Origin of the sequence: Brevibacillus sp. Leaf182 (assembly GCF_001423865.2) — a bacterium.
Taxonomy (GTDB): domain Bacteria; phylum Bacillota; class Bacilli; order Brevibacillales; family Brevibacillaceae; genus Brevibacillus; species Brevibacillus brevis_C.
In genome coordinates, this window is sequence record NZ_LMPN02000026.1 from 96,141 (window position 1) to 111,864 (window position 15,724).

At 47.7% G+C, this 15,724-nt stretch carries 17 protein-coding genes; 16 read left to right on the forward strand and 1 reads right to left on the reverse strand.

Annotated elements, in window-relative coordinates:
• Positions 1 to 95: 95 nt before the first annotated feature.
• The 16 genes from ASG16_RS18800 to ASG16_RS18875 all read left to right on the forward strand — a co-directional run bounded on the left by ASG16_RS18800 (position 96) and on the right by ASG16_RS18875 (position 15,101).
• Entirely contained in the window at positions 96 to 1,091 is a 996-nt protein-coding gene (locus ASG16_RS18800) for a ketoacyl-ACP synthase III (protein ID WP_056497576.1), read from the forward strand.
• Positions 1,092 to 1,195: 104 nt separating this feature from the next.
• Complete coding sequence (locus tag ASG16_RS18805; protein WP_056497573.1) at positions 1,196 to 1,630, forward strand: prepilin peptidase; 435 nt, start codon at positions 1,196 to 1,198, stop codon at positions 1,628 to 1,630.
• Positions 1,631 to 1,748: 118 nt separating this feature from the next.
• A complete protein-coding gene (locus ASG16_RS18810; RefSeq protein WP_056497570.1) occupies positions 1,749 to 3,041 on the forward strand; it encodes a hypothetical protein in 1,293 nt (430 codons plus the stop codon).
• Positions 3,042 to 3,200: 159 nt separating this feature from the next.
• Positions 3,201 to 3,440, forward strand: coding sequence for a DUF4321 domain-containing protein (locus tag ASG16_RS18815; protein ID WP_007726664.1), 240 nt, complete (start codon positions 3,201 to 3,203; stop codon positions 3,438 to 3,440).
• Positions 3,441 to 3,448: 8 nt separating this feature from the next.
• Entirely contained in the window at positions 3,449 to 4,036 is a 588-nt protein-coding gene (locus ASG16_RS18820; protein WP_048032103.1) for a Maf family protein, read from the forward strand.
• 101 nt (positions 4,037 to 4,137) lie between these two features.
• Positions 4,138 to 4,836 carry a RadC family protein gene (gene radC / locus ASG16_RS18825; RefSeq protein WP_012685551.1) on the forward strand — a complete coding sequence of 233 codons (699 nt, stop codon included), beginning with the start codon at positions 4,138 to 4,140 and terminating at the stop codon, positions 4,834 to 4,836.
• A 155-nt stretch (positions 4,837 to 4,991) separates the two neighbouring features.
• Positions 4,992 to 6,035, forward strand: a complete 1,044-nt coding sequence (locus tag ASG16_RS18830) for a rod shape-determining protein (RefSeq protein ID WP_016739188.1) — start codon at positions 4,992 to 4,994, stop codon at positions 6,033 to 6,035.
• A gap of 14 nt (positions 6,036 to 6,049) precedes the next feature.
• Positions 6,050 to 7,009 carry a rod shape-determining protein MreC gene (gene mreC, locus ASG16_RS18835; protein ID WP_056497567.1) on the forward strand — a complete coding sequence of 320 codons (960 nt, stop codon included), beginning with the start codon at positions 6,050 to 6,052 and terminating at the stop codon, positions 7,007 to 7,009.
• Entirely contained in the window at positions 7,009 to 7,533 is a 525-nt protein-coding gene (gene mreD / locus ASG16_RS18840; RefSeq protein ID WP_048032105.1) for a rod shape-determining protein MreD, read from the forward strand. Before mreC ends, mreD begins: the two co-directional genes overlap by 1 nt.
• A gap of 21 nt (positions 7,534 to 7,554) precedes the next feature.
• On the forward strand, positions 7,555 to 9,987 hold the full coding sequence (locus ASG16_RS18845) for a peptidoglycan D,D-transpeptidase FtsI family protein (protein ID WP_056497564.1): 2,433 nt from the start codon (positions 7,555 to 7,557) through the stop codon (positions 9,985 to 9,987).
• 151 nt (positions 9,988 to 10,138) lie between these two features.
• A complete protein-coding gene (minC, locus tag ASG16_RS18850; RefSeq protein ID WP_026042972.1) occupies positions 10,139 to 10,816 on the forward strand; it encodes a septum site-determining protein MinC in 678 nt (225 codons plus the stop codon).
• Positions 10,817 to 10,836: 20 nt separating this feature from the next.
• Complete coding sequence (gene minD, locus ASG16_RS18855) at positions 10,837 to 11,631, forward strand: septum site-determining protein MinD (RefSeq protein WP_048032107.1); 795 nt, start codon at positions 10,837 to 10,839, stop codon at positions 11,629 to 11,631.
• Between the two features lie 57 nt (positions 11,632 to 11,688).
• Positions 11,689 to 12,819 (forward strand): rod shape-determining protein RodA, encoded by a 1,131-nt coding sequence (gene rodA, locus ASG16_RS18860; RefSeq protein ID WP_056497562.1) that lies wholly within the window; start codon positions 11,689 to 11,691, stop codon positions 12,817 to 12,819.
• Between the two features lie 310 nt (positions 12,820 to 13,129).
• Complete coding sequence (locus ASG16_RS18865) at positions 13,130 to 13,330, forward strand: cold-shock protein (RefSeq protein WP_005832370.1); 201 nt, start codon at positions 13,130 to 13,132, stop codon at positions 13,328 to 13,330.
• Between the two features lie 156 nt (positions 13,331 to 13,486).
• Positions 13,487 to 14,272 (forward strand): M23 family metallopeptidase, encoded by a 786-nt coding sequence (locus ASG16_RS18870; RefSeq protein ID WP_056497559.1) that lies wholly within the window; start codon positions 13,487 to 13,489, stop codon positions 14,270 to 14,272.
• Complete coding sequence (locus ASG16_RS18875) at positions 14,265 to 15,101, forward strand: M50 family metallopeptidase (RefSeq protein ID WP_056497558.1); 837 nt, start codon at positions 14,265 to 14,267, stop codon at positions 15,099 to 15,101. Before ASG16_RS18870 ends, ASG16_RS18875 begins: the two co-directional genes overlap by 8 nt.
• Before the next feature lie 10 nt (positions 15,102 to 15,111).
• On the opposite strand, the gene aac(6')-35 is transcribed toward ASG16_RS18875, so the two are convergent.
• Positions 15,112 to 15,651 carry an aminoglycoside 6'-N-acetyltransferase AAC(6')-35 gene (gene aac(6')-35 / locus ASG16_RS18880; RefSeq protein WP_056497556.1) on the reverse strand — a complete coding sequence of 180 codons (540 nt, stop codon included), beginning with the start codon at positions 15,649 to 15,651 and terminating at the stop codon, positions 15,112 to 15,114.
• Positions 15,652 to 15,724 lie beyond the last annotated feature (73 nt).

Below are 15,724 nucleotides of genomic sequence, written 5' to 3' on the forward strand. Positions count from 1 at the left end.
AAAATGCCCTTCATAGATTTTTATTTTTAAAATTAGTACCAGATACTAATATCTAGTGTTATAATCAGATCATAGAAAAGAAAGGTGATGATCGGATGATGACAAATACAAGCCCCTTCAAGTCGCGAATTACCGCCATCGGTACGTATGTGCCGAGTCGCGTTCTTACCAATACAGATATGGAAAAGCTAGTGGATACATCGAATGAGTGGATTTTGCAACGAACGGGTATTCATGAGCGCCGTATGGCAAGGGAAGATGAATTTACCAGTGATCTGGCCATCGCTGCAATCCACGATATGATTGCAAATTATGGGAAGGATGTCCGCGATGTGGATATGATTTTGGTCGCAACTAGTACGCCAGACTATCCATTTCCAAGCGTCGCGAGTCAAATCCAGGCGCATTTTCAAGTCGAGCAAGCGGGAGCCATGGATCTCTCCGCTACCTGTGCAGGATTTACGTATGCGCTCCATACGGCAAATGCGCTCATCAACTCTGGGTTGCATCGCAAAGTGTTGGTGGTAGGTGCAGAAACGTTAACAAAAGTAACCGACTATACAGATCGTACGACGTGCATCCTGTTCGGAGACGGAGCGGGTGCAGTGTTGGTTGAGCAAGACTCTACAGCTCCTGGTTTTTTGTCCGCCTATTTAGGCTCAAAGGGGGACGGCGGGATTCATGTGTACCGATCGGGCTTGTCAAAGCATATGGACGGACGAGAATTGAGTGGGAATGGATGCATGGTCCAAAATGGGAGAGAAGTGTACAAGTGGGCAGTAACAACTGTTCCAAAAGGGATGCAGGAGGTTGTGAGCCGGGCAGGCAAAACGCTCGAAGATGTCGACTGGTTCATCCCGCACAGTGCCAATTTGCGTATGATCGAATCCATTTGCGAGAAGAGTCAGTTCCCTCTCGAAAAGACATTGTACAGTCTCACACACTACGGCAACACATCAGCAGCTACCATTCCATTGTCGCTCGCCTTGGGGATCAAGGAAGGCAAAGTAAAGGCAGGGGATACGATCCTGTTGTATGGGTTTGGCGGCGGTCTCGTCCACGCTGGCCTTTTGTTCACTTGGAATCCGTAAAACAAGTTCATTAATCGAGAGGCTGTCCAGGACATTCTGGGCAGTTTTTTTATCCCAGGAATGAAAGGTATTCTTAGGAACAGTTTTCGACTGGGGGAAGAAGAATGGCAAACGCAGTGATATTATTCGGGCTCTGCCTTTACCTCTCGTGGGTAGATTTTCGTCATAGACGAATACCCAATCTTGCATTAGGTGCAGGGTTTGTACTGATTTCTTTTATGGAGTATGTTCTCTCTTCGCCGATGGAATGGCTGATGGCGGGATTCTTTGCGATTCTTAGTTTACTGATGTTTGGATGGATTAGCTGGCACAGGCCGCTCGCGCTTGGGATGGGGGATGTGAAGCTGTTCGCTCTTGTCTGCTATGGACTTGGGGTCCGCGATTTCGTAGTCGTTCTGACCATTGCGAGCATGGCAGCCTTGCTGGTCTCTCTCATTTTGTTACTGATACGAAAAGTAAGTATAACATGCGAAGTGCCGTTTGCGCCTTTTGTGACGATTGGCATAGCAGTCGTTTTGTATATGAACGAAGCCTACTGATATTGCATGTGGAATAAGTAGTAGAAACAAATTTAATAGAATCACTAGATAGAAGTCATAACCCGTCCGAGCAAAACGTATGCTAGTACAAAGAGCCTGTGACTAGGAGGGCAAGCGTATGAGCGGACAAAATAAAAATCGTGTGACGGTCAAAATGAACGGAAGGTTTTGGGATGAAAAGCGGGACGATATCCCAAAGGAAGCAAGTAGAAAGCGCACCCCAAAGGATGACACGCCTCGAGTTCGTATTCAAGCGCCTCCCTTGCCGTTTACTGACCCGTTTAAAGAGAAGGGCAACGAAGCATGGGAACGCATGATGCAACTGCGTGGAGCCGCCGTGAAAGAAACGAAGCCGAACATTGATTTCGATCAGGAGCCAAACGATACCTATGAATCCGATTATTCTTTCGACGATACCGAAGAGAAGGAATACAGGAGTAGTCCGGGGAGTCGGCTCGCAGCGTTATGGCCAAAGGGACCCTTTTGGCGTACGACTTTAACAACAGGTGGGGCTATAGCAATTGGACTCTTGTTCGGATTTCTTGTTTTGACGGTCTTTTCCCAAAAAGAATTTTCCGAGTCGTACGGCAATGTTCTGAGTGATACGGTCCAGACACTTACCGCGCCGGGTGCAGGCACTGAACAAACGGCTGGGAAAAATGGCGTGGGAGGACCTGTTTTGCCTAATGAAAGCCAGCCAACGCAAGAGACGCCGACGAATGGTAACGCAGTGGGTCAAAAAGCGATAGCTCTACAACTGCCAGCCGTAAACATGTACGTTGCACAGGCAGGAGTATTCCAGCCGGATGCATCGCCGCAAACAGCTGTAGAACCACTGGAGAAAGCGGGGATTCCTCATTTGCTTTATAAGGACGCAAGCAAGCAGTACATGTTCGCAGCCGCGGCACCCACAAGAGATGCTGTGCTAGGCTTTGCCACCAGCTTGAAAAACAAAGGCATGGATATATACGTCAAAGAATTTTCCTTTCCCGCCTTTGAAGGGACTGTCCCTGTCGGAAAAGCCGCCAACGCATCCGGTGACCCTAACGTGAATGCCTTTTTCACCCACGGTGTGAAACTCGTCCAAAAACTTTCAGCACAATCAGGGCTGATTATTACGACGGGCCAACTATCGCCAACGGCAAACGAAACAGCAGAATTAAAAGAAATTCACCGCCAATTTCTGGAGGAAAGCCGTAAAATGGAAGCCAAAGAAGCCTGGAAGCCATTGCTAGATGGGATGGTAAATGGGGTAAATCAAGCGCTGGCAGCCAGAGACAAAATGGCAGAAGCAAGCGCTGGCAAAAAAGTAGAAAGCGCCGAATCCTATGCGTGGCAAGTACAGGCGGGTGTCCTTGCCTTTTTCGAGAGCTACGCGAGCTGGATTCAAAATGCGCGTTCTGCCACATAAATGCATGTTTATATGGTCTTCCGCAAGGTTTTCTTGCAGGAGGCCTTTTCTTTCTATACAGTAACTACCAAGAGCAATCAGGGATTGTTTCGCTTCTCCCCATTTGCTAAACTTATGTTTGGCAAAAAGAGAATCCCTTATAAAAAGGGAGTTGGGAAAATGGGGAAAGAAACGCTTACTCTCGTGTTTCTGTTGGTGAGTGGACTTTTGTTTGGCAGCATTATCGGGGAGATTTTAAGTCCCTGGCTACCTTTTTTGACCAAGAGCAAAGAGATTACTTGGTCACCTGCGGCAGATTTAGAAATTTTGAAGTACGAACTGAACTTTCAGGTAAAACTAAATCTAGCCAGTATCGGAGGCTTAGCCCTCGCATTTTGGATACATCGACGAATAAAGTAGGTTGAAAAATGACGAAAAAAAATGTTCCTCTCATTCTGGCTTCATCTTCGCCGCGTCGAAGGGAGCTTCTGCAAACTTTAGGCTTATCATTTACCGTCATCACCAGTGATGTAGATGAGACGACAGCAGAGCATTTATCTGCGAGCGAAGTAGTAGAAGAATTGTCTTTGCGCAAGGCCAAGGAAGTGGCTTCTCGCTTGACGGAAGGCGTCGTTTTAGGATCTGATACGGTAGTCGTTCTTGATGGCCAAATACTGGGCAAGCCTGTTGATGAAATGGACGCATTTCGTATGTTGTCCATGCTTCAGGGGCAAGAGCACACCGTTTATAGTGGAGTCGCCTTGATAGATGTGGAGACAGGCCGTGCGGAAGTCTCACATAGTCTAACACACGTAAGAATTCGAGCTTTAACAGAGCAAGAAATCAAGTCGTACATTGCGACAGGTGAGCCGATGGATAAAGCGGGCTCATACGCCATTCAGGGTATTGGAGCCACGCTCGTGGAAGGAATAACCGGAGACTACTTCACTGTTGTAGGTCTTCCGTTAGGCCTGACGTCTACTCTTTTGACACGTTTTGGGATGCCGATATTGTAAAGTTGTCATGCTTGAAGCAAGCGGCGACGGCCATAAGCCTCATGAACCTCTCCATGTCAGCCGTTTTCGATAATGTGAATATGGCTGGAGGCGGATATAAAATGGCAACAAATACCTGTAACAAAATGCTGTTGAAAAACGTCCCTTACTATGACCGTCCACGTGAACGACTGCTTCGCGAAGGAGCGGTCCATCTGTCTGATACTGAACTTCTTGCCATTTTACTGCGGACAGGCAGGGAACAAGAGACGGCTCATCAGCTGGCTCAGCGCTTGTTAGCCAGGTTTGGAGACCTGCGTGGTTTAGCCCAAGCCTCTCATGCTGAGTTAACAGAGCTAAAAGGAATTGGTCCAGTCAAAGCGATTGAATTACATGCTGCGTTTGAGCTTGGGCGTAGATTGATGGGAGTGCCTCGAGAGTATAGGGCTTCTATCCGTTTACCACGGGACGTAGCTGATTTGATGTCGCCAGAGCTTGCTCATTTGACACAGGAACATTTTGTCTGTCTCTTTCTGAATACCAAGAACCATGTGATTGGCAAGCAGACGATTTTTGTAGGCAGTCTGGACGCTTCCATCGTACACCCGAGAGAAGTCTTTAAAGAAGCGATCCGTCGTAGCAGCGCATCGGTGATATGCCTACATAACCATCCGAGCGGTGATCCGACACCTAGCAGGGAAGACATCGCGATTACGCATACATTGCGTGACGCTGGTGAACTGGTGGGGATTTCATTGTTGGATCATGTTATTATCGGGGAAGGCAAGTACGTTAGTCTCAAGGAGCAAGGGTACTTGTAACATGTTTTTACGTGCAAGATTTATCATCGATACGTTTAGGAATTCTTGTGCGCATGAAACCTTCCACAAAAACGCGGTCGCTCTATCTTAGAGAGGCCTCGATAGAGGTTCTCTTATGCTTGTCATTTGGATAAATATTTGGAAGGAGTTTTTTTATGTTTGGTGGATTTACACGTGACTTGGGGATTGACCTCGGCACTGCCAATACACTTGTTTTTGTGAAGGGTAAAGGAATTGTGGTGCGTGAACCTTCTGTAGTAGCGATTCGTACTAATAACAATTCCATTGAAGCAGTAGGGAATGCTGCGAAAAGTATGATCGGTCGTACGCCGGGTAATATCGTAGCGGTTCGCCCTATGAAAGACGGGGTTATCGCTGACTTTGATACAACTGCAACAATGATGCGTTATTTCATCAATCAAGCACAAAAAAATCAAGGGCTGTTTACACGTCGTCCAAACGTAATGGTCTGTGTACCTTCGGGTATTACTGCGGTGGAAAAGCGTGCAGTCGAAGACGCTACAAAGCAGGCTGGGGCGAAGGAAGCCTATACGATTGAGGAGCCGTTTGCAGCAGCGATCGGTGCAGACCTGCCAGTGTGGGAACCGACTGGAAGTATGGTCGTAGACATTGGTGGTGGTACGACAGAAGTCGCTATCATTTCTCTCGGGGGGATTGTTACATCTCGCTCCATTCGTGTGGCCGGGGATGAGATGGACGAGGCGATTATTCAGTACATCAAGCGCCGTTACAACTTGATGATCGGGGAACGGACAGCAGAAACATTGAAGCTGGAGATCGGCTCTGCGATTGCGCCTGATGAGGTCGAAAACGTTGACATTCGCGGTCGTGACCTTGTAACCGGATTGCCAAAAACGCTCTCGGTAAGCAGCACAGAGATTGCGGAAGCATTGGCGGAAACCATTTCTGCTATAGTGGAATCGGTCAAGGTAACACTCGAAAAAAGCCCGCCTGAGCTTGCGGCGGACATCATGGATCGTGGAATTGTACTCACAGGCGGCGGTGCGCTCTTGCGTAACATGGATCGCCTGTTAAGTAAGGAAACGGGTATGCCCGTGCATGTCGCGGAAAACGCACTGGATTGCGTAGCGATTGGAACAGGTCGTGCATTGGAGAACATTCACCTGTTCAAATCCAAGCAAGGCATCACCTCTTCCCGACTAAAACGGGGTAAATAAACGGAGGGTAGGGCATGTCGTTTTTCGGGAATAAGCGGCTTATCATTGTACTTGTAGGCTTGGTCCTGCTTATCTCCGTCGTGGGCTTCACTTCTCGTGATCGGGTTAGCCTGACCTGGCCAGAAATGTTCTTCAAAGATACCTTCAGCGTGGTGCAGGGCTTTTTCTATCGCCCTGCCCAGGCTGTTTCTGGCTTTTTTCAGGAAATTGAAGACGCGTACGGCGTATATGAAGAAAACAAGGCACTCAAGGCAAGTTTGGATCAATATGCCCGTCTAAGTGCCGAATTGCACACACTCAAGGCAGATAATGAGCGCCTTCGAGAAATGGTGGGGGCAAAAGATTCACTCAAATCTTACAGGCTTCATTTTGCAGAGGTCGTAGCCAGAAACCCTGATACATGGAACAACGTTGTTACCATCGACCAAGGTTTGAAAAGTGGCATCAAAAAGGATATGGCGGTCATCACTGCCAAAGGAATGATTGGGCGCGTACAGAGTGTTGCCAACTTTTCATCTACAGTTGAATTGTTGACGAGCTATGAACGGCGGGACCATATTTCTGCGGGGATTTTGACGCAGGAACAGGTCGGAGGCAAGCCGGTATACCGTCAGATTAGTGGTGTCATCGAGGAATACGATCCGCAAAAGAGATTACTCGTCATGCGTAAAATCCCTTGGGGACAGGCCATTAAAAAAGATCAGCAAGTTATTTCGTCAGGTTTGGGAGGCGTCGTACCTCCTAATTTGCCGATCGGCTATATTGTTCGCGTAGAGCCAGATGATTACGGCTTGACTCAAACTGCCTACATCCAGCCAAGCGCTGATTTTTCACAATTGAATGAAGTCATGGTTGTGGAACGAGATTTTACAATCGCTCCCAATGGCGAATTGATCCCGCAACAGCCAGCCGGCCAGACACAAACGCAGACAACTGTGCCTCCGGCTCCACCTGCTAGCGGGGGTGGTCAGTAATGGCGCGATTTTTATTGACGCTGGGCGTCGTGGTCATGTTTGTACTGGAAGGAACTGTGATGCAAGTATTTTCACCTGGTACTGGGGGTCTGTCTTGGATGATAGTCCCCCGGTTTGCGCTTGTCTGCTGTATCTTTATTTCAATGTATCTCGGCAGGCGTGAGGGCTTGTATTACGGGATTGCCTTCGGATTTTTACAAGATGTCTTGTTTGGGCAACTAATTGGAATCTATACCATGTCCATGATGGTGGCCAGCTACTTTGCAGGGATGATCGTTCTTTTGTTCCAGAGAGGATTCGGGATGGTTTTCATTACTAGCTTCCTGATTTTGTTCGGACATGAGTGGCTTTTGTATTCCTTGTTCCGCTTGTTTTCCGCTGCCCCCTTCGATGTTCAATGGATTTTGACACATCAAATTTTGCCTAGTGTGCTGTTTAATCTCGCTTTTGGCTTACTGGTATACTTTCCGATCAAGAATGTATGCAACAAGATTCTGGCGAAAAAGGAAATGCACATGCAGTAAGGGCAAAGGAGAGGAGAGTTCGTGGAAGAAGTCAAAGAACCGAAATCAGACATACCTATTCGGCTCAATATATTGTTTGTGATTGTATTTTTGTTCTTCGCTGCCATTATTTTACGGCTAGCCTTTGTGCAGTTGGTGGAAGGCGAACAGTACAAGCATGAATTGGAAAAGTTCAGTATTCGTGAACTGCCGATTTCTGCTCCTCGAGGCCGTATCTTGGATAAAAATGGTGAGGTACTCGTTTCGAATAAGCCAGTGTACACCGTTCAATACGTTGAAGAACAAGGGCAGGACATTGACGAAGAGAAAGTCGCGGATCGTCTGGCAAAAATCCTCATTCCCGATGGCGGCAAAATTGGTACGGATAAGGAATTGTTAAAGAAGACGATTGAACTGAGATCAACTTTGCCTGTTGCTTTCAATGCGCAAGAAACAAACGATCTCAAGGTAAAGGTTGCGGCGAAGTTAAAAGCCGTTCCGAAAGTAGAGACCGTCGATCAGATGTCGGACTTTGAGCTGGTAAAAACTGCGGTGTATCTCGGGATGCGCGTCCGTTCTCCTTTTGATGACAAGGAGCGAGCAGATCTTATTAAGAAACTGAATGCTGCCAAACCGGGTACACCCGCTATTACGGAAGCGAACACTACGGACTTCGAGCTGTTAAAAATGGCGATAAACGCCAATATGACCCTCACTTTCAAATTGGACAAGGAAGATCGCAATGACCTCGCCAAAAAAGTGAAGGATCAGATCGGAGTTTTGCCAACCCCTGACGGCTTAGCAGAAAAGTCCGACATGGATTTGCTGCGCTATGCCTCGTTGTTCGACATGGATATCAAGCTGCCGTTGACAGAGCAGCAACGCCAATTTCAATGGCACAAGCTCTCTTTGTTGCAGGAGATGCGTTCACCGCAGATGGCTAGCTACATTCCGAGACGTGTCAAGGTCAACATTACGGAGCAGGAAATGTTCCAAATCGAAGAACGACGTACCGAACTGCCGGGAATTAGTGTGGAGCTGGAGCCTGTTCGCCAAATTTTGGAAGATCCGGATGGTTCGGCATTTGGTACTCACTTTCTCGGGTACATCAATGCCATTCGTCCTGAGAGTTTGAAAGAATATCAGGCACAAGGCTACAACGCTATTGATCGTGTCGGTGTAACCGGTCTGGAGAGCTCCTATGAACGTTATTTGCGCGGCAAAAACGGGATTATGGAAGTACACGTGAACAAAAATTCGGAGACGGTAGAGAAGCAGATGCGTCAAGCCCCTGAGCCAGGAAACGATCTCGTTTTGGCTATGGACTGGCGTTATCAAAGTAAGGTAGAGGCCATCTTGAAAGAAGAGGTTGAAGCATTCAAGAAGCGCCCTTCTACGCCAAAAGAATTTAAAGACGCGCACGTATTGGTGATGAATCCAAATACGGGCGAAATATTGGCGATGGCGAGTTATCCAGATTACGATTTGAATCTGTATTACGACCGTAAGAAATTCAACGAGAATTACGCCTCGCTCATTTTGCCGAATGAATCAAACCGATTCATTTATACGCCGTATCCACCTGCTTCTACCTACAAGCCACTGTCTGTCATGATTGCGCTTCAGGAGGGGCTGACTACACCGAACGAAGTCATCTATGACCGAGGCGGTTTGAAAGTCGGTAACACGTATAAACGCAACTGGAAGGCAAGTGGTCATGGACCTGTTAACGCTCGTCGTGCCTTGCAAGTGTCGAACAATACGTATATGTACGAAATGGCGATTCGCTTAGCAAGAAAAGGGAAAGATGGCTGGGAGAAGCAGTTCTCTGTCTATGATTACTACAATGCCCAGTTTGGTCTTGGTGTGAAAACAGGTGTGGATCTGCCGAATGAACATACCGGTTGGGAAAACCAGAACCTTTACTACGGAAACTTGGCGGACGTGATGATTGGTCAATACGATCTGTTCACGCCGATGCAGCTGGGGCAATACGTATCGACCATTGCGAATGGAGGATATCGGGTACGCCCACATCTTGTAAAAGAAATTCGTAAAGGCACTACCGACCCGAAGAAACCAGGACAAACGCTCTCGGTTATTGAACCACAAGTGCTCAACCGGGTTGATATCGATCCGAAGTATATCCAGGTGGTAAGAGAAGGAATGCGGATGGTTACTCAGCCAGGTGGTACCGTTCAACGTTTCAATGGGTTACCTTTCACAGTGGCAGCCAAGTCTGGTACGGCACAAACGTCGCAGCCAGCGGAAAATGCACTGGTTGTCGGCTTTGCGCCTTATGAAAATCCTCAACTGGTCTTCGTCGTTATTGCGCCGAACAGTTTGAGAGACGGTACATCCAGTTCTGATGCGACTGGTCCGATCTCGCGTCGATTGCTCGAAGCCTACAATGAACTGAATCCTGGTGTCCTTACTGGCGGGGTTCCAAAGCCAAATCCACCGTCCGCGAAGTAACCGCAATGGTTGTCCAGGGCAATCAAGCCCAAGAGAATAATGGAGTCAAGCCCTTGTAAACTGCCACCATCTGACCCGATTCGGCAATTTTTTCATACAGAGCAGGAAAAATCTTTCTGCATGGCGAATGGTATCGGTCGAGGTGAAACCGGTGACGACTGTGAAAAGCAAGGTCACGATCAAAGGGACTAAAGAGGGGCTCGTCTTCTTTATGGATGATACCTGTTCCTTCGACGAACTGCTGGCCGATATGCGTGAAAAAATAGAGCATAGCCACCAACAGATTTTGTCAGGGCCACTCATTCGGGTATCTATAAAATTGGGAAAACGATACTGCTCACCCGAGCAACAAGAGCAGTTGACTCAAATTATTCGAACGAAGGGCAACCTGGTGATCCATACAATCGAATCTGATTTGATCACGCGGGAAGAAGCTATGGCTGAACGCCTGAAAACCCATTTTTCCATACAGGTAAATACGGTACGCTCTGGGCAAGTACTGGAGTTTGACGGTGATTTGCTCTTATTGGGAGATGTCAATCCCGGGGGGACGGTTCGCAGTACAGGAAGCATCTACGTGCTGGGGCATCTCAGAGGGTACGCGCACGCAGGTATTTCCGGTGACTCACAGGTAATTATTGCGGCTGCAGTCATGAGTCCTACCCAGTTGCGGATTGCAGATGTGATCAGCAAACCGGGTGAGGAATGGACGAATAATTCCGGAGGCACAGAATTTGCCTATCTGGAAAATGAGATCATGCTGGTAGCGAAAATGAACTACTTGTCGCGAATCCGCCCTGATTTGGGTGAGAAAAAGCGTGAGGGTTGAGGGAAAGAGGAGGAACGGACGTGGGGATTGGAATTGTCGTAACTTCCGGTAAAGGCGGCGTGGGTAAGACGACCACTTCCGCCAATTTGGGAACGGCGCTCGCATTGTTGGGACAAAAAGTTTGCATGGTAGATACTGATATTGGCTTGCGCAATCTTGATGTAGTCATGGGACTTGAGAACCGAATTATTTATGATCTGGTAGACGTTGCAGAAGGCGCATGCCGACTGCCGCAAGCTCTGATCAAAGACAAGCGGTTTGACAATCTGGCATTACTCCCGGCTGCTCAGACCAAGGACAAATCAGCAGTAACTCCTGAGCAGATGGAGGAAATCATTACGCAGTTGAAGCGGGAATATGATTATGTCATCATCGATTGCCCTGCGGGTATTGAGCAAGGCTTCCGCAATGCAGTGGCAGGGGCTGATCAAGCAATCGTCGTGACCACACCTGAAAAAGCCGCTGTGCGTGATGCTGATAGGATTATTGGCCTATTAGAGCGAGAAAAAATCGGAATGCCGAAGCTGGTTATTAATCGCGTTCGCTCCCATATGGTGAAAAATGGCGACATGCTGGATGTAGAAGACATTTTGGATTTGTTAGCCATTGACTTAATTGGTGTAGTGCCGGATGATGATCATATCATTAAATCCGCGAACCAAGGTGAGCCGGCTGTAATGAATCACGAATCGCGTGCTTCCATCGCGTATCGGAATGTTGCTCGTCGCCTTTTGGGTGAAGCTGTTCCATTACAACCATTGGAAGAAAAAGCGGGCGTGTTCCACAAAATGCGTAAATTCTTTGGATTAAAATAGGTAATACTTGGCTCCCTTCTTTTATAGAGGGGAGTCACGTTTTCTAGGAGGAAACGGATGGACCTGGAAAAACGTCATTTAAAAACAATTGACTGGACCATCATTTTGATTTTGGCAGGGCTGGGTGTCTTCAGCTATTTGGGGATTTCCGGTTCTGCGGCAGGTGTAGATAAGGCGCATCAGCAGGTCCTTTGGTATGTCATTGGATTTATTGTACTAGGTGTGACATTGCTATTTGACTATCGTCTATTCCACAACATGGCTTATGTCTTATATGCGCTCGGTCTGATTCTTTTGATCGGGGTATTTCAAACGAAGCCCATTAACAATACGACGAGTTGGTATGACCTTGGTCCTGTGTTGTTTCAGCCTTCTGAACCAATGAAGCTGTTCACGATCATAACGGTGGCCCGCTTCTTGTCCAAGAGGGCAACGGATCCGGATCGGTTTTACTATTTTTATAAGCTGATTCCGGTAATGGCTCTGGTTGGCGTACCATTGCTTTTAATTTTGATTCAGCCCGATTTGGGTACGGCCATGGTTTATACGGGGATGCTTGCCACTATGCTCATCGTTGGTGGTATACGGATGAAGCATGTATTGTATGTGGGCGGGCTGATTGGCAGTTTTTTTGCCGCCATGACGCTGTTGTATCAATACAAGCAGGATATCTTTTTCAAGATTATCAAGCCGTATCAATGGGATCGGATCGTCTTTTGGATGAACCCGGATCTTGAACCAATGGGACGAGGGTTCCAGCTCAAGCAAGCATTGATTGCCATCGGCTCAGGGCAATTGTTCGGAAAAGGGATTGATACGCCGACGCAAGCGAGCTTTGGATGGGTGCCGGTAGGAGAAAGTGATTTTATCTTTACCGTCATTGCAGAGAAGCTGGGCTTTGTAGGAGCGGGCTTGCTGATGATTCTGTTTTTCGTCTTGATTTATCGAATGATCCGCATCGCGATGGAGGCTAAAGATCCGTTCGGCTCTTACGTTGTCGCAGGTGTCGTAGGGATGCTTACCTTCCAGATCTTCGAGAACATCGGGATGACGATTCAATTGATGCCGATTACGGGTATTCCGCTTCCATTCATTAGCTACGGAGGGAGCTCGCTCGTAACCAACTTCCTGATCATCGGTGTGGTACTCAATATTGGGATGCGTAAGGATAAGTTGCGTTTTGATTAAAGGAGTTTGTTCAAAAGTCTTCAGGTTCTCGCCACTTTCTCGGTGCTGAATAGAAGACTTTTTGAGCACTCATGAAATGCGTGACAAATGCAAATACTTATGCTAAAATCATCCTAAGTTAACCATTTTTACAAGTTATAGTGTTTGATTGATTGGTATGGAGTCGTGCGTATTGTGAGTGACGTCACCAATTGTCAATCGCAATTCGTATGACTTTTTTTCCTTGACGCAAAAGGCTTATCTGTAAAAAAGAGGTTAACGCTACACTCTTTCGCCTCGTGGGGCGTAATGTTCAGGGAGGTTTTGTTTCATGCAACAAGGTATCGTAAAATGGTTTAACGCAGAAAAAGGATACGGCTTCATCCAAGTTGAGGGTGGCGACGACGTATTCGTACACTACAGCGCAATCCAGTCAGAAGGTTTCAAATCTCTTGACGAAGGTCAAAAGGTTGAGTTCGAAATCGTTCAAGGTAGCCGTGGACCGCAAGCTGCTAGCGTAACTAAACTGTAAAATTGACTGATTCAAAGGCAGTCTCTCAATGGGGAGACTGTCTTTTTTGCGTGTTTTCAACCGATAAGCTGGGGCGTTGGAGAGGGCCAGGTCGTCATAAAGCAGGTAGACAAGTCATAGGATGATACTAAAGGCTTGGCCTGCGGAGGGATGGACATGTTTGAAAGAGTAGATCGTGTAAAAGAAAGACGGAGGGAGCGTTTGGAGAGAATCCGAACACAGTCACGAGACAGCTATACTCCCTTCGTCGATGATTGGAAAGATCCCATCGAAGAAACGCCAAACCCATTCAGTTACTCGCCGCGCGAGAATGATATGATGGACCAGCCACCGTCCCATGAAAAGTGGGGCGTGCAAATTTTAGCATCTGTCTTATTGATTGGTACTGCTTATGTTTTGTTTCAAACTACGCTCATCCCTGCCTCTTGGAAAAGCTCCGCGAGGGAAGTCATGACACGGGACTTTAATTTTTCAGGAGTAGCGGACTGGTATGAAGCGAGATTTGGTCCGATTCCGACGATGCTTCCATCGATACCTACCAATCCCCCTGCCGTGCCAGCCACGAGCACAACAAAGGACACAAATGCTGTGTGGAAGCTCCCCGGTAGCTGGAAAGTCGTAAAATCCTATGATCCAGAGAGTGCAAATGTGATCCTGCATACGGGAATGAACGATCAAATCACAATCGGAGAAGCTGGCTGGGTCGCGTTTGTCGGTGAAAAGCCTGATTACGGGACGACAGTGATTGTTCGTTTGACCCAAGGGCGGGAAATATGGTTGGGAAATCTCGATAGTATAGGGGTGACGAAGGACGAGGTCCTTACACCTGGTCAAGTCATTGGAACCGCACGGGTAATGGACCAGACATCCCGTCATTTGTATCTAGGAGCGAAAGTGAACGAGCAATTTGTCAATCCCCTGGAAGTGATACCGTTTGAATAGGGGAGGCTGGCTTGACATTCGGTTTCGCATTCACCTGCTATTTTGGGCGGTGATTGGCTTGTCCATAGTGACAGGCCATTTTTTGGAAGTCATTACCTTGTTTGTCATCGTGCTGATCCATGAATTGGGGCATGTAGCGATGGCGCGTGAGCTCGGATGGACCGTAAAGGAAGTGCAGCTTCTGCCTTTTGGTGGAGTAGCGACGATGGAAGACTCGTACGCCACGGACCCTATGGATGAGATTGTCGTGGCACTTGCTGGGCCCTTCTTGAATATGGTGATGATGGCTGCTTCGTACTTATTTTGGTTTATGGGGATATGGACGGAAGAGTGGGCCCGCTTTTTCTTGGTTAGTAATTTGACGATTGCGCTGTTTAACTTGTTGCCAATCTGGCCGTTGGATGGCGGGAGAATCTTGTTGGCTGTTCTATGCTGGTTTATGTCGTATAGGCAGGCGACGATGATATCGATGACGGGGAGTACGCTGTTTGCGGGCATCATGGTGGGGATGTCCAGCTTGGAGTTGAAGTACAACTTAGCAGTGATCGGGATTTATTTATTGACGTTGAACATTCAGGCATTTGTGCGGTTTCCGTATCAATTTTTTCGTTTTCTTGTGGAAAAATACGACCGGCAGCAAGAGGAAGCTGCCGTTCAAGCGATACGCGTGCATCCTGAGGAGACGGTACTGGCTGTCTCACACAAGCTGCGGCGGGGATGCTCCCATCTTTTCTACGTGCAAGGGGCGGGACTTTTGGCAGAAGAACAGCTATTGCATGCCCTTCTGTTTGAGCAAAAGCACGACGCCGCAGTGGGGAAGCTCCTTTAGCTTTTAGTCCTTAGTCAGCAGGAGCGACCCATTCCATCAGCCAGCAATCACGCATGCTTCCTTCGTGCCATTCGTGCAGAGGAAGCTCTTTTACTTTTCGAAAGCCACATTTTTCGTAGCAACGCAAAGCTCGTTCATTCCAGGCTTGCGGGTCAATTGCTACTTTTTGTGCTCGTTTTTCCGTGTGGAGATAGTGGAGGATGGCTGTAACGAGCTGAGTGCCGATACCGCGATTCCAGTAAGCAGGCTCTCCGATGAACTGGTCCATGCCGTAAACGACATCGTCTTTTGCATACCCATACAGTTGTTTTTCCGGGGTATCGAGCGGATAAAATTGCGCATAGCCAATCGGTTTGTCCGCGTACAAGATCAGGCAGCGAGTTTCACCGTCGTCTTCCGGAAAAAAACTTTGCTGCACGAGCTTCTCGTCATGTGGCCGATCGCGACCTTCATAATAGGCCAAAACGCGCTCGTCAGAAAGCCATTTGACTAAGTGAGTGGAATCCTTGGGGGATAAGGCTCTAATTTTTATATCACCAGTATGAATCATGGATATCTCCTTTACCTTGACTTGGCAGCTATGTTAGATTACTTCCTATGAGCCCGGTTATCCTTCTTTTGGG

Bases quoted from the DNA above. Each gene is read 5' to 3' on its own strand.
- ASG16_RS18810 (WP_056497570.1), top strand. From the start codon at position 1,749: ATGAGCGGACAAAATAAAAATCGTGTGACGGTCAAAATGAACGGAAGG.
- ASG16_RS18805 (WP_056497573.1), top strand. From the start codon at position 1,196: ATGGCAAACGCAGTGATATTATTCGGGCTCTGCCTTTACCTCTCGTGG.
- rodA (WP_056497562.1), top strand. From the start codon at position 11,689: ATGGACCTGGAAAAACGTCATTTAAAAACAATTGACTGGACCATCATT.
- ASG16_RS18800 (WP_056497576.1), top strand. From the start codon at position 96: ATGATGACAAATACAAGCCCCTTCAAGTCGCGAATTACCGCCATCGGT.
- ASG16_RS18865 (WP_005832370.1), top strand. From the start codon at position 13,130: ATGCAACAAGGTATCGTAAAATGGTTTAACGCAGAAAAAGGATACGGC.
- ASG16_RS18820 (WP_048032103.1), top strand. From the start codon at position 3,449: ATGACGAAAAAAAATGTTCCTCTCATTCTGGCTTCATCTTCGCCGCGT.
- ASG16_RS18870 (WP_056497559.1), top strand. From the start codon at position 13,487: ATGTTTGAAAGAGTAGATCGTGTAAAAGAAAGACGGAGGGAGCGTTTG.
- mreC (WP_056497567.1), top strand. From the start codon at position 6,050: ATGTCGTTTTTCGGGAATAAGCGGCTTATCATTGTACTTGTAGGCTTG.
- mreD (WP_048032105.1), top strand. From the start codon at position 7,009: ATGGCGCGATTTTTATTGACGCTGGGCGTCGTGGTCATGTTTGTACTG.
- radC (WP_012685551.1), top strand. From the start codon at position 4,138: ATGGCAACAAATACCTGTAACAAAATGCTGTTGAAAAACGTCCCTTAC.
- ASG16_RS18830 (WP_016739188.1), top strand. From the start codon at position 4,992: ATGTTTGGTGGATTTACACGTGACTTGGGGATTGACCTCGGCACTGCC.
- ASG16_RS18815 (WP_007726664.1), top strand. From the start codon at position 3,201: ATGGGGAAAGAAACGCTTACTCTCGTGTTTCTGTTGGTGAGTGGACTT.